This is a genomic window from Bradyrhizobium sp. CIAT3101, assembly GCF_029714945.1.
GTDB lineage: Bacteria > Pseudomonadota > Alphaproteobacteria > Rhizobiales > Xanthobacteraceae > Bradyrhizobium.
In genome coordinates, this window is the sequence record NZ_CP121634.1 from 4,428,194 (window position 1) to 4,440,782 (window position 12,589).

Consider the following 12,589-nt stretch of genomic DNA (forward strand, 5'->3'; position numbering starts at 1 on the left):
GCGGAGTGCATTCGACGTGGTTGTTGGCGACAATATCGGCCGAGCGCTGCAGGAGACGGGACGATGGGACTGAGAAGCTACGTGGCGATGGCACTCTTCATTTGCGGCGCAGCCTGGCTTTGGGCGACGGGTTCGCAGCGGGCCGACGCTCAGAGGCAAGCTGTCGCCTCGCAATACAGTCTGGGTGACCAACAAGTGCCCCTCTACGACAAATGCATCAGTGCGATGGAGCACAAAGGCCTGCGTGCTGGAGGTTCAAAACAGCAGTTTTGTGGCTGCCTCGTGCAACGCGGACTCAGCAATCTGCAACCGGACGAGTCCGATGTCGTGTTTGGTTGGATCAGGAATGGCACCCCCAAGAACGTCACGGTCACGGACCGGCAGAACAGGGTGTTGGTAGCAGCGATTGGCTGCTCCGAAGAGGGACGCAGCACGTGGTCGTCTGTCGAAGCAATGCAATCCTGGTGCGCTGAAAAGGATGCCAGACGCGAACTCTCGCAATGCAAGCTCAAGCTGAAATGAGGCTGGAATGGCGACTTTGTTCGACGGCGACTCGACGCTCTCGCTGATTCTCGCCAACGCGATACTGTTGACTCAGGACGATCGTATTGAAGATCCCACCATTCTCTCCCAACTCGCTGCGTGAGCGTCGGGCGCCCTCGCCGTAAAGGCGGTGAATGGCCATCGTGCCAGAAATAGCATGGGCAACGTGGACGAACCGTAAAAGGGATTCTCGAGGATGTCTCTGTCGGCCGTCCGTCATCACCGAAAAGAGCGCGCCGACCGTGAACAACACAGCCTCGGGCCGGATATGGGGCCGAAGCTTACTCGGGTCCTCGCACGTAGAGCGAGATAAACCGGTCGATCATCGGGTTGATCTGCTCCGGCACTTCCAGCGACAGGAAATGCCCGGAGCCGACGGCCTTGGCCGTGACCAATTGCGGGCACAGCGCCGCAAAACGATCCAGATCCGCAAGCCGATGGGCCGCTTCGATGTAGAGCACCGGGACCCGGCACGCCTGGGCGCACTCACGCGCCCGATGCTCATCCCAGGGGAACAGACTTTTAAACGTGGACACCAGCACGTGCTGTGGCGTCGCCAGGAAGGTCTGTTCAACATGGGCGCGGCAGGCGTCCGTCGGCAGACAGGAGTCCGCCACAATTTTCCGCGCCTCGTCCGTAAAGTTCGGCCCGCTCAGGCCTTCCAAATAGCCGGTGAACACCGTGCCTGCTGAGGCAGGGAAGAACACCCCGGAGTCGAGCAGCACCAGGCCCGCAGGAAAATCCGGATAGCGTGCGGCGATTTCGAGCGCCATGTTGCCACCCATGCTCTGACCCACGATGACCGGCTTTGTGATCTGCTGTCGGTTGCACAGCCAGACGAGATCATCGGCGAAGCCTTCGATCGAATACACCTGTTCCGGCTTGTCGCTTTCACCATGCCCCCGCAACTCGGCATTCAACGCCCGACCTTGACGGGCGAAATACGCCATCTGCGGCGCAAAATGCGTGCGGTCGCCGCCGAGGCCATGGACGAACAGAAATTGCAGCGATCCCGTCCCGGCGATGTCGAAGGAAAGCTGGATGCCATCACGCGCGAGTTTCATGGATCACCTCCGTATTCACCGACATGTCCGGGTGTCTCTGGCGAGACCTTAGTCCAAGCGGCAGCGCTGTGGAGATTCGAACTTGTCGCGAAGGATTGGGCTGCGGGAGGGGCCGCTTCGACATTGGGTTGTATCGAGCCCACCAGTTCTGGGGAACTGGCGATGATGATACGTTACCCCTGTTTTGCCCGACGGGTCAAATTGTTTTCGTAAAATACGAAATTCACCGTGCCGACTGGCCGGCTACGGTGCATGGGGTTGTTTTACGGATTTTGAGTTCGGCTAGATCGAGAAGCTGGTGCCGCAGCCGCAGGACGCCGTCGCATTGGGATTGTTGACGCGGAACGAGGCGCCGATCAGATCGTCGACGAAATCCACCTGCGAGCCCGCCAGGAACGGCTGGGAGGCGGAATCGACCAGCACCACCGCGTTCTCCTGCTCGATCACGAGATCGTCGTCGGTGCGGTCGCGGTCGATGTCGAACTTGTACTGGAAGCCGGAGCAGCCGCCGCCCTCGACCGAGATGCGCAGCATCGCGCCTGTGCCTTCGCCCTTGAGGATCTCCCCGATCCGGCGGGCGGCGCGGTCACTGATGGTCACAGGGGTGGTCATAGTTCGTCTCCGATAGGCCCGCGTCATAGCCAATTCATTTGGTATCCCGCGTCCGGCATAGTTAAGTGCAAGGATACGCAGAATCAAATGGATAGGGACTAAATTCGTCGTGTCCGTCGGAATGGCTGACCCCCGCGCATCCTATGCCTGCGACCCCGAGCGCAGCCGTGGCCGGCTGGTCGCCGAGCCTCCGAGCCGGACCCGCAGCCCGTTCCGGCGGGACTGCGACCGGGTGATCCATTCCACCGCGTTCCGCCGCCTGAAGTACAAGACCCAGGTGTTCGTGTTCCACGAGGGCGACCATTACCGCACCCGGCTGACCCATTCGCTGGAGGTGGCGCAGATCGCCCGCGCGCTGGCCCGGCAGTTGGGGCTCGACGAGGACCTCACGGAAACCCTGGCGCTCGCTCATGATCTCGGTCATCCGCCGTTCGGCCATGCCGGCGAGCGGGCGCTGGACGCCTGCCTGAAGGACTTCGGCGGCTTCGACCACAACGCCCAGGCGCTCCGCGTCGTTGGCTCGTTGGAGCACCGCTATCCCGAGTTCGACGGGCTGAACCTGACCTGGGAGTCGCTCGAAGGCATTGTCAAGCACAACGGCCCGCTGACCGACCGCAGCGGTGCGCCGGTCGGGCGCTATCGCGAGCACGGCATTCCCGTCGGAATCGCCGACTATATCAAGAGCTACGACCTCGAATTGTGGAGCTTCGCCTCGCTGGAGGCCCAGGTCGCGGCGATCGCCGACGACATCGCCTACGACGCCCACGACATCGACGACGGCCTGCGCGCGGGTCTATTCCACCTCGACGATCTCAAGGTGATGCCGCTCACGGCCGAGATCATCGCCGAGACCTCGGCGCATTATCCCGATCTCGAAGACGTGAGGCGTGGGGCCGAGCTGGTGCGCGAGCTGATCTCGCACCTGATCGGCGCGGTGTTTGCGGAGGCGCAGAAGAACATCGCCGCCGTCCGGCCGCAGTCGGCCCAGGACGTCCGCCAGCAGAGCCGGGCGCTGGTCGCTTTCCCGGCGGAGGTCGCCGCAGAGGAGGCCGCCATCAAGCGCTTCCTCTTCGGGCACATGTACCGCCACAAGCGGGTGGTGCGGGTGATGGCGGAGGCGGAACAGATCCTGTTCGACTTGTTCGCAAAGTACCTGACATCACCAGCCGACCTCCCGCCGGAATGGCTGGTCGGAGCAGAGGCGGACGACGAGGGCGACCGGGCCCGCCGGATCGGCAATTTCATTGCCGGAATGACCGACCGTTTCGCCCTGACCGAGCACCAGCGGCTCTTTGACTCGACCCCGGATTTGCGTTAGGCGGCGCCATGCCCGACACATCCTCAGCCCCGCATTTGTTCGCCGACGTGCTCGCACGCGTGCACGCCGCCTGCCGCGCGCTCGCGGCGGAAGCCAACTGGCCCGAGGGCATCGATTTCTCGCGCGTGGTGGTCGAGCCGCCGCGCGATGCGACCCATGGGGACATGGCGACCAACGCCGCCATGGTGCTTGCGAAAGAGGCAAAGGCAAAGCCCCGGGACCTCGCCGAGCAGATCGCCGAGCGGCTTCGCGCCGACGCACTGATTGACAAGGTCGACGTCGCCGGTCCCGGTTTCATCAACCTGACCTTGAACCCGGCGGCCTGGGCCGAGGCGCTGCGCACGGTGCTGCGCGAGGGGGCTGATTACGGTCGCGTCCGCGGCGGCTCCAAGGTCAATGTCGAATACGTCTCGGCCAATCCGACCGGACCGATGCATGTCGGCCATTGCCGCGGCGCCGTGTTCGGCGACGCGCTGGCGAGCCTGCTTCAGTTCGGCGGCCACGACGTCACCCGCGAATATTACATCAACGACGCCGGCGCCCAGGTCGATGTGCTCGCGCGCTCTGCGTTCCTGCGGTATCGCGAGGCGCTCGGCGAGGATATCGGTGCTATTCCGGAGGGGCTCTATCCGGGCGACTATTTGAAGCCGGTCGGCGCAGCGCTGGCGAAGGAGCATGGCGACAAGCTGCTCGCGATGAGCGAGGCGCAATGGCTGCCGACGGTGCGGGCCAAGGCGATCGCGATGATGATGGACGAGATCAAGGGCGATCTCGCTGCGCTCAACATCCGCCACGACGTGTTCTTCTCGGAGCGCTCGCTGATCGAGAGCGGCAACAACAAGGTTGCCGAGACCATCTCGTTCCTGCAGGCCAAGGGCGACATCTATGAAGGCCGCCTGCCGCCGCCGAAGGGCGCGCCGGTCGAGGACTGGGAAGACCGCGAGCAGCTGCTGTTCAAGGCGACCGCCTACGGCGACGACGTCGATCGTCCGCTGATCAAGTCGGACAATTCCTATACCTACTTCGCCTCCGACATCGCCTACCACAAGAACAAGTTCGACCGTGGTTTTGCGGAGATGATCGACGTCTGGGGCGCCGATCACGGCGGCTACATCAAGCGTATGCAGGCCGCAGTGAAGGCGACGACCTCCGGCAAGGGGGAGCTCGACGTCAAGATCGTCCAGCTCGTGAAGTTGCTGCGCAACGGCGAACCGGTGAAAATGTCCAAGCGGAGCGGGGACTTCGTCACCTTGCGTGAGGTGGTGGATGAAGTCGGCCAGGATGCCGTTCGCTTCATGATGCTCTATCGCAAGAACGACGCGGTGCTCGACTTCGACCTCGCCAAGGTCATGGAACAGTCGCGCGACAACCCGGTGTTCTACGTTCAGTACGGCCACGCCCGCGGACACTCGATCTTCCGCAACGCGCGGGCTGAGGTGTTCCCGGAACTCCCCGAGGATGCCGACAAGCGGATCGCCTGGCTCAGTGAGTCGGCGGTGGAGCGGCTGTCCGACCCTGTCGAACTCGACCTTCTCAAGCGCCTCGCAATTTATCCTCGCATGCTGGAAGCCGCCGCCGCGGCCCACGAGCCGCACCGTATTGCCTTTTATCTCTATGACTTAGCGAGCGAATTTCACGCACTTTGGACGAAGGGGCGCGATTTGCCCTATTTACGCTTCATTATCAATAATGATGCAGTTCTAACAAAGGCGCGGCTGGCCATGGTCCAGGGCGTCGTCTCTGTCCTGGCATCGGGCCTCGCCATCCTCGGCGTCCATGCTCCGGACGAGATGCGGTAGTTTGGGGCGAACTACTTAAGGGGAATATTTGGGGGTACCGGCAGAAGCCGGATCGCTTAGACTTGGTTGAAAGCCTTGTGGGTCGAAAGCCGCGCCTTGGTCGAGGGGCGCGCGGCTTTCCCGAAGGGACGCATCATCACGATGGCCGAACGATATCAGCACCGACCGTTTCCTTCCGACGACTTTGGTCGCGGTGGCGATCAGCATGGGAGAGCGGAGACCGATCCCTTGGCCGAACTCGCCCGCCTGATCGGACAGACCGATCCGTTCGCAGCGCAGGGTCGCCCAGGTGCGCCGCCGGCAGCAGCGCCAGCGCCTGCGCAAACTTATCAGGACGACGATTATTCGCAGGACGGCTATCAGCAGGACTATGCCGAGCAGGCGGCCGCGCCGCAGCCGGGGCCGCCGTCGTGGATGCGGCGCGCCAACGTGCAGCCGCAGCCGGCGCCCGAGCCCGACTATCCCGTCGCCGTGAATCCCGTTCATCCCCTGCATCGCTATTCAGCCCAGCCGGCTGCGCCGGAGCCTGAGTTTCATCAGCCGCAGGCCTATCAGGATCGCGCCTACCAGGATCAGGCTTACCAACAGCAGGCCTACCATCAGGAGCCGGCCCAGGAACAAGCGTACGAGCAGCCCGATCCTGCACGCTACGATGATGCGCTCTATGGGCGGCTCGAGTCGGGCGAGCAGGATTTTCAGCGTGAGCCGGCCTATCCGGACGACCCTTACGCGTTCCAGAGCGACTATCCCGAGGCCGATCTCGACGAGCCCAGGAAATCGCGCGGCGGCATGATGACGGTTGCCGCGATCCTCGCGCTGGCCGTGGTCGGAACTGGTGCGGCCTTCGCCTACAAGACCTATATCGGCTCGCCCCGCAGCGGCGAGCCGCCGATCATCAAGGCCGACAACACGCCGACCAAGATCGTGCCGGCGCCGTCGGACTCCTCGGCCAAGGTGCCGGACCGCATGGTGAGCGGCGACGGCAGCGAGAAGATCGTGCCGCGCGAGGAGGCGCCCGTCGATGTCAATGCCAAGGCGGCAGGTCCCCGCGTGGTGTTTCCGCCGCTGAATCCGAATGCGAACCCGCCGCCGGTTGCGAGCGTGTCGCCGTCCAACATTCCGCCACAGAATGCCGGTCCGGTCCCGAGCAACGGGACGATGCCGAACAGTGCGCCGCGCTCGATCAAGACCGTGGCCGTGAAGGGTGATCAGACCGACAGCGCCGTGCCGCAGACCGCCGCTGCGTCAGCAGCCAAACCGGTCGCACCGCCGAAGCCTGTCGCTGTACCGGCCGCACCGCGTACGCCGCCGACCTCGGCTAATGCCAGCGCCAACCAGCCGCTCTCGCTGGCGCCGCAGGCTGGGCCCGCCGAGCCGGCGCAGCGGATGGCGGCGAACACTCCGACCCAAATCGCGCCCGCGCCCGGCGGCGGCGGTGGCTTCGTCGTGCAGGTGTCCTCGCAGCAGAGCGAGGATAGTGCCGCCGCGTCCTACCGGGTGCTGCAGAGCAAATACGGCAGTGTCCTCGGCGGCCGTTCGCCGGTCATCAAGCGCGTCGATCTGACCGATAAGGGCAAGGGGATCGTCTACCGCGCCTTCGCCGGACCATATGGCTCGGCCGACGAGGCGGTGCAGGCCTGCAACAATCTGAAGTCGGCTGGTCTGCCGTCCTGCTTCGTCCAGAGGAATTAGCGGCCGTTTCCTTGACCCCCTCCCGGGGCAAGGTTAATCGGCCCCTATGAGCACGCGGGCCTTCAATACCGGCGCATCCGGAACGGAACTGACCGCCGCCAGGCGGGCGTTTGGCCGTGCTGAATGCCCATGGGACTTCATTCCCTTCAGTCGCCGCATCGGAATTGGCACGCAAGTCCCGGTGCCGCTTAGAGAATCGATCGCTATTGGGGTAACCGCGACCAATCGCGGCGACCTCAGCATTCCCGTGGATGGCGCTGCCGAGCCCGCCCATCCAATGACGACTTCTGCGACAATGATTGCTCAGGTGATTCGCAGTGCAGTCGGGTTCCAGGGTTTGTTAATGAGTGATGACGTGCCGATGAACGCGCTGTCCGGAGGCATCGCCGGGCGAATTCGCGCCATCTTCGCAGCCGGCTGCGACACGGCGCCTTACAGCAATGACAATGCGGAACTGGACGCATTGACCGCAACCACGGCATCCGCATGACCGCAGAAATCCTATCGTTTGAAACCGGGCGGCCCGCAGAGCTGGCCGAGGATGAACCGGCGCTGGTCGTCGACGTCGAGGGCTATGAAGGTCCGCTCGACCTGTTGCTCGCGCTGGCGCGAAACCAGAAGGTCGATCTCGCCAAGATCTCGATCCTGGCGCTGGCCGACCAGTACCTCCACTTCATCGAAGCTGCGCGAAAGATCCGGCTCGAGCTTGCCGCCGACTATCTCGTGATGGCCGCCTGGCTTGCCTTCCTGAAATCGCGCCTGCTGCTGCCGGAGCCGCCGAGTGCGGAAGGTCCGAGCGCCGAGGAAATGGCAACCGCGCTCGCCAACCGTCTGCGTCGCCTGGAAGCCATTCGCGAAGCCGCCAACCGGCTGATGAACCGGCAGCAATTGCTGCGCGACATTTTCCCGCGCGGTGAGCCCGAGCAGATCGCCGAGATCAGGCATCCGAAATATACCGCGACGCTGTACGACCTGCTCACGGCCTATGCCTCCCAGCGCCAGTCGCGCGTGCTGGCGAGCGTGCATCTGGCCAAGCGCACGGTGTGGTCGCTCGCCGAGGCGCGCGCCACGCTGGAGCGGCTGGTCGGCAGCATCACCGAACAGGACGATTGGGGCGTGCTCGACGATTTCCTGGTCCGTCACGTCGCCGATCCGACGCAGCGTGCGACGGTGTTCGCCTCGAGCTTCGCCGCTGCGCTTGAGCTCGTGCGCGAAGGTCAACTCGAGCTGAACCAGAAAGAGGCGTTTGCGCCCATCTATTTCCGGAAGGGGCGCCCGAAGCCGGTCGTGGACGCAGCTCCTGCGCCCGATGCGCCGGTCGGTTAAGTGCAAGAAGGAGAAGCTGCCATGGCAAGCCTGGCTGAAGTGCGGGTAGAAGAGGCCGAGCCGATGGAGAACGAGTCCCAGGCACGTCCCGAAGAATTGCGGCTGCTGGAAGCGCTGCTGTTTGCTTCGAATGAACCACTGGATACGGCGACGCTGGCCAAGCGCATGCCCGAGGGCGTCGACGTCAAGGCCGCGCTTGAGCAGCTCCAGGCCGACTACGCCTTGCGCGGCGTGAACCTCGTGCGGGTCGCCAACAAATGGACGTTCCGCACCGCCGGCGATCTGTCCTGGCTGATGACGCGCGAGAGCACCGAGACCCGCCGCCTGTCGCGCGCGGCGATCGAGGTTCTGGCGATCATCGCCTATCACCAGCCGGTGACGCGCGCCGAGATCGAAGAGATCCGCGGTGTCGTCACCTCCAAGGGCACGCTCGACGTGCTGCTGGAGACGGGCTGGATCAAGCCGCGCGGTCGTCGCAAGACGCCCGGCCGCCCGCTGACCTTCGGAACCACTGAGGACTTCCTGTCGCAGTTCACCCTGGAACAGCTTGGCGACCTGCCGGGCCTGGAGGAACTGAAGGGCACCGGCCTGCTGGATTCGCGCCTGCCGACCGGCTTCAGCGTACCGACGCCCTCGGATGACCCGGCGCTGCGTGAGGACGAGGATCCCCTGGAACCGGGCGAGGACCTCGATCTGGCGCTGGCGCCCGCGGCCGAGCCCGAGACGCCGCCGGAAGGCGGCAATGAGGGCGGCGAGGGCGGGAGCGAGGAGTGATCCTCCGCTCTTCCACGGGCCCCCTGCGACCAGTTAACACTAGCAAGATTACGTAGCGCCAACAGCGAATTGGCGCTGCCTTGGTCCTTGTTTTTGAGGCCTGCGAAGCCTACGTTCCGGTCAAGATCGGCCGGGTCCCGGCCATGCGCGTTTGGAGGGTTGCAGGATGGGTTCACTTAGCATTTGGCACTGGATCTTGGTGATCGCAGTGGTCCTGCTGCTGTTTGGCCGCGGCAAGATTTCGGATCTGATGGGCGACGTGGCGCAGGGCATCAAGGCCTTCAAGAAGGGCATGCAGGACGACGACAAGCCCGCCGAGAAGCAGGAGCCCTCGAAGTCCATCGAGCACAATGCCGCGCCGACCGCGGCGCGATCCGACGTCGGCAGCAAGGCCGTCTGAGCCAGGAGCACGCGAGACGCGGGAAGCGGACCCGATCCTGCGCGTGAGGGATTGGGCCGATCGTGGCTTTGCGTGAACGGAAGACGTCATGTTCGACATCGGCTGGAGTGAGCTGGTTCTGATCGGGGTCGTGGCCCTGGTCGCCATTGGCCCGAAAGAGCTGCCGGGCGTGCTGCGCATGGTCGGCCAATGGATGGGCAAGGCCCGCAAAATGGCTGCCGAATTCCAGGGCCAGTTCCAGGAAGCGATGCGCGAGGCCGAGATGGCCGACCTCAAGAAGAGCTTCGACGAGGTCAAGGAAGCCGCCTCCGGCTTCACCGGCGGCGGTCTGATGACCTCGCTGCAGAAGGACGTCAGCGACGCGCTTCGCGTCGATGCGCTCGACAAGCCGGCTGAGACGCCCACGACAACTGCCGTCGAACCGCCGGCAAGTCCGACCACGCCGGAAGCCCCGACACCGGAGACCTTCGTGGAAACGGAAGCGCATTCGGCCGTGAATGAGCCGCTCGCCATCACCCGTGAAGTCGAGCAGGCGCCGGTCGCACAGGACACTGTTACTCAAGACACGGCGCCATCCGAAGCGATCAAGGACGCCAAAGCGTCATGAGCGACGCCGATATCGAGGCCAGCAAAGCCCCGCTGATGGACCATCTGATCGAGCTGCGGTCGCGGCTGATCAAGGCGCTGCTCGGCTTTGGCGTAGCCTTCATCTTCTGCTTCTTCTTCGCCAAGCAGATCTACAACGTGCTGGTCTGGCCGTTCGTGTGGGTCGCGGGCGCCGAGAACTCGAAGTTCATCTATACGGCGCTGCTGGAATATTTCATCACCCAGCTCAAGCTTGCGCTGTTCGGCGCCGGCTTCATCTCATTCCCGATCGTCGCGACGCAGATCTACAAGTTCGTCGCGCCCGGCCTCTACAAGCACGAGAAGCAGGCCTTCCTGCCGTATCTGGTCGCGACGCCGTTCTTCTTCGTGCTTGGCGCGGCGCTGGTTTATTTCGTTGTGCTGCCGATGCTGGTCCGCTTCTCGCTCGGCATGCAGCAGATGGGCGGCGATGAGACCGCGCAGATCCAGCTTCTGCCCAAGGTCGGCGAATATCTCTCGCTGATGATGTCGCTGATCTTCGCCTTCGGCATCGCCTTCCAGCTTCCGGTGATCCTGACGCTGCTCGGGCGGGTCGGCATCATCACGTCCAAGATGCTGCGCGAGAAGCGCCGCTATTTCATCGTTCTGGCCTTCATCATCGCGGCAGTCCTGACGCCGCCGGATATCCTCAGCCAGTGCTCGCTCGCGATTCCGCTGCTTGCGCTGTACGAGGGCTCGATCATCGCAGTCTCGATGGTGGAGAAGAAGGCAGCCGCCTCGAAGACGACTACCGGCACGGACGTATCGACGCCGGCCAATCCGGCGGAGTAGGGCGCCTCGCCCACCGGTGTCATTCCCCGCCAAGGCGGGGAATCCAGTACGCCGCGGCCTCTCGGAGAATCGCTCCCGTCTCTGGAATACTGGGTCACCCGCCTTCGCGGGTGACGACAGCTGTGCTAGGGGATGCCAGTCATTGCTGACTTACAACGTTGGCGTTGAAAGTTTGCAACAAGCCTCAGGACCGCCGCCATGCACGACATCAAATCGATCCGCGACAATCCGCAAGCCTTCGACGCCGGTCTCGCCCGGCGGGGCCTGAAGCCGCTGTCGGCGTCTCTGCTCGCGATCGATGAGCGTCGGCGCGCGTCGATCCTGGCTTCCGAGCAGGCGCAGGCGCGACGGAATGCTGCGTCGAAGGAAATCGGCGACGCCAAGAAGGCCAAGGACGAGGCGCGTGCGGCCAAGCTGATGGCTGAAGTCGCCGAGCTCAAGACCACGATGCCCGAGCTCGAGGCCGCCGCGAAGGCGGCCGACGATGAGCTGATCAAGGAGCTGTCCGCGATCCCGAACATTCCGTTCGATGAAGTGCCCGATGGCGTCGATGAGCACGGCAACGTCCAGCACCACGTCTTCGGCGCCAGGCGCAACTACGGCTTTGCGCCGAAGCTGCACGATGATCTTGGCACCGCGCTCGGCTACATGGATTTCGAGGCGGCGGCAAAACTCTCCGGCGCACGCTTCGTCGTGCTGAAGAAGGGGCTGGCGCGCCTCGAACGCGCGATCGGGCAGTTCATGCTCGACCTGCACACGAATGAGCACGGCTACACCGAGATCAACCCGCCGCTGCTGGTGCGCAACGAGGTGATGTTCGGCACCGGGCAGTTGCCGAAGTTCGAGGACGATCAGTTCTGGGCGATCAAGGGCGAGCTGCTCGCGTCGCCCGATCATGAGCGGCTGAAGACCGAGCGCCTCGGCCTGATCCCGACGGCGGAAGTCTCGCTCACCAACCTCGCGCGCGAATCCATTCTCGACGAGAAGCAGCTGCCGATGCGGCTCACCGCGCTGACGCCGTGCTTCCGCGCCGAGGCGGGCGCTGCGGGGCGCGACACGCGCGGCATGATCCGCCAGCACCAGTTCACCAAGGTCGAGCTGGTCTCGATCACGACGCCCGAGACCAGCAAGGACGAGCTGGAACGGATGCTGTCCTGCGCCGAGCAGGTGCTGCAAAAGCTCGACCTGCATTATCGGGTGATGACGCTCTGCGCGGGGGATATGGGTTTCTCGTCGCAGAAAACCTATGACATCGAAGTGTGGATGCCCGGGCAGGGCGAGGGCGGCATGTTCCGCGAGATTTCCAGCTGCTCGGTCTGCGGCGATTTCCAGGCGCGGCGCATGGATGCGCGCTCGCGCGGGCCCGACGGCAAGCCGCGCTTCGTGCACACGCTGAACGGTTCCGGCACGGCGGTCGGCCGCGCGCTGATCGCCGTGATGGAGACCTATCAGCAGGAGGACGGCTCGATTGCGGTGCCCAGCGTGCTTCAGCCCTATATGGGCGGCTTGAAGGTGGTCGCGCGCGAATAACGAAGCGTTTTCGCGCGAAGTGGGAACCGGTTCGCGTCAAGAAAAAGCGTTACCCGTCTGAAACGCAGAAACGTTTGGTTGCGAAGATCGGGCGGCCGGTTATCCTGCTGGCCAT

12 protein-coding genes and 1 pseudogene are annotated in these 12,589 nt (G+C 64.0%); 11 read left to right on the plus strand and 2 right to left on the minus strand.

Features of this window, described 5'->3' with window-relative positions; genetic code table 11:
• Window positions 1-63: 63 nt before the first annotated feature.
• Window positions 64-522 (plus strand): hypothetical protein, encoded by a 459-nt coding sequence (locus QA645_RS20855; RefSeq protein ID WP_254193872.1) that lies wholly within the window; start codon window positions 64-66, stop codon window positions 520-522.
• 302 nt (window positions 523-824) lie between these two features.
• Here QA645_RS20855 and QA645_RS20860 read toward each other — a convergent pair whose 3' ends face one another.
• Together QA645_RS20860 and erpA are read right to left on the minus strand one after the other, a co-directional pair.
• Complete coding sequence (locus QA645_RS20860; RefSeq protein WP_283052726.1) at window positions 825-1,607, minus strand: alpha/beta hydrolase; 783 nt, start codon at window positions 1,605-1,607, stop codon at window positions 825-827.
• A 282-nt stretch (window positions 1,608-1,889) separates the two neighbouring features.
• Window positions 1,890-2,219, minus strand: coding sequence for an iron-sulfur cluster insertion protein ErpA (gene erpA, locus QA645_RS20865; RefSeq protein WP_212300782.1), 330 nt, complete (start codon window positions 2,217-2,219; stop codon window positions 1,890-1,892).
• A gap of 109 nt (window positions 2,220-2,328) precedes the next feature.
• Between erpA and QA645_RS20870 the strand changes: the two genes are divergently transcribed.
• The 10 genes and pseudogenes from QA645_RS20870 to serS all read left to right on the plus strand — a co-directional run bounded on the left by QA645_RS20870 (window position 2,329) and on the right by serS (window position 12,474).
• The gene (locus QA645_RS20870; protein ID WP_283052730.1) at window positions 2,329-3,537 is read left to right on the plus strand and encodes a deoxyguanosinetriphosphate triphosphohydrolase; all 1,209 of its coding nucleotides are present in this window, start codon (window positions 2,329-2,331) and stop codon (window positions 3,535-3,537) included.
• 8 nt (window positions 3,538-3,545) lie between these two features.
• Window positions 3,546-5,336, plus strand: coding sequence for an arginine--tRNA ligase (argS, locus tag QA645_RS20875; protein ID WP_283052732.1), 1,791 nt, complete (start codon window positions 3,546-3,548; stop codon window positions 5,334-5,336).
• Window positions 5,337-5,477: 141 nt separating this feature from the next.
• Window positions 5,478-7,028 (plus strand): SPOR domain-containing protein, encoded by a 1,551-nt coding sequence (locus QA645_RS20880; RefSeq protein ID WP_283053277.1) that lies wholly within the window; start codon window positions 5,478-5,480, stop codon window positions 7,026-7,028.
• A gap of 256 nt (window positions 7,029-7,284) precedes the next feature.
• Window positions 7,285-7,452, plus strand: a pseudogene (locus QA645_RS20885) (beta-hexosaminidase); the annotation flags it as partial.
• Between the two features lie 62 nt (window positions 7,453-7,514).
• Window positions 7,515-8,354 (plus strand): ScpA family protein, encoded by an 840-nt coding sequence (locus QA645_RS20890; RefSeq protein ID WP_254131684.1) that lies wholly within the window; start codon window positions 7,515-7,517, stop codon window positions 8,352-8,354.
• Between the two features lie 21 nt (window positions 8,355-8,375).
• Entirely contained in the window at window positions 8,376-9,128 is a 753-nt protein-coding gene (gene scpB / locus QA645_RS20895; RefSeq protein WP_283052734.1) for an SMC-Scp complex subunit ScpB, read from the plus strand.
• Between the two features lie 166 nt (window positions 9,129-9,294).
• A complete protein-coding gene (locus QA645_RS20900; protein WP_027529733.1) occupies window positions 9,295-9,528 on the plus strand; it encodes a twin-arginine translocase TatA/TatE family subunit in 234 nt (77 codons plus the stop codon).
• 88 nt (window positions 9,529-9,616) lie between these two features.
• Window positions 9,617-10,135 (plus strand): Sec-independent protein translocase protein TatB, encoded by a 519-nt coding sequence (gene tatB / locus QA645_RS20905; RefSeq protein ID WP_283052738.1) that lies wholly within the window; start codon window positions 9,617-9,619, stop codon window positions 10,133-10,135.
• A complete protein-coding gene (tatC, locus tag QA645_RS20910; RefSeq protein WP_254131681.1) occupies window positions 10,132-10,944 on the plus strand; it encodes a twin-arginine translocase subunit TatC in 813 nt (270 codons plus the stop codon). The genes tatB and tatC overlap by 4 nt, the downstream gene beginning before the upstream one ends.
• 198 nt (window positions 10,945-11,142) lie before the next feature.
• Window positions 11,143-12,474: a serine--tRNA ligase gene (gene serS, locus QA645_RS20915; RefSeq protein ID WP_254131680.1), complete on the plus strand. Its 1,332-nt coding sequence runs from the start codon at window positions 11,143-11,145 to the stop codon at window positions 12,472-12,474.
• The last annotated feature ends 115 nt before the right edge of the window (window positions 12,475-12,589 follow it).

Excerpts from the sequence above, each read along its gene's own strand:
- scpB (WP_283052734.1), top strand. The coding sequence starts at position 8,376 with ATGGCAAGCCTGGCTGAAGTGCGGGTAGAAGAGGCCGAGCCGATGGAG.
- tatB (WP_283052738.1), top strand. The coding sequence starts at position 9,617 with ATGTTCGACATCGGCTGGAGTGAGCTGGTTCTGATCGGGGTCGTGGCC.
- erpA (WP_212300782.1), bottom strand. The coding sequence starts at position 2,219 with ATGACCACCCCTGTGACCATCAGTGACCGCGCCGCCCGCCGGATCGGG.
- argS (WP_283052732.1), top strand. The coding sequence starts at position 3,546 with ATGCCCGACACATCCTCAGCCCCGCATTTGTTCGCCGACGTGCTCGCA.
- QA645_RS20855 (WP_254193872.1), top strand. The coding sequence starts at position 64 with ATGGGACTGAGAAGCTACGTGGCGATGGCACTCTTCATTTGCGGCGCA.
- QA645_RS20900 (WP_027529733.1), top strand. The coding sequence starts at position 9,295 with ATGGGTTCACTTAGCATTTGGCACTGGATCTTGGTGATCGCAGTGGTC.
- QA645_RS20860 (WP_283052726.1), bottom strand. The coding sequence starts at position 1,607 with ATGAAACTCGCGCGTGATGGCATCCAGCTTTCCTTCGACATCGCCGGG.
- QA645_RS20890 (WP_254131684.1), top strand. The coding sequence starts at position 7,515 with ATGACCGCAGAAATCCTATCGTTTGAAACCGGGCGGCCCGCAGAGCTG.
- tatC (WP_254131681.1), top strand. The coding sequence starts at position 10,132 with ATGAGCGACGCCGATATCGAGGCCAGCAAAGCCCCGCTGATGGACCAT.
- QA645_RS20880 (WP_283053277.1), top strand. The coding sequence starts at position 5,478 with ATGGCCGAACGATATCAGCACCGACCGTTTCCTTCCGACGACTTTGGT.
- serS (WP_254131680.1), top strand. The coding sequence starts at position 11,143 with ATGCACGACATCAAATCGATCCGCGACAATCCGCAAGCCTTCGACGCC.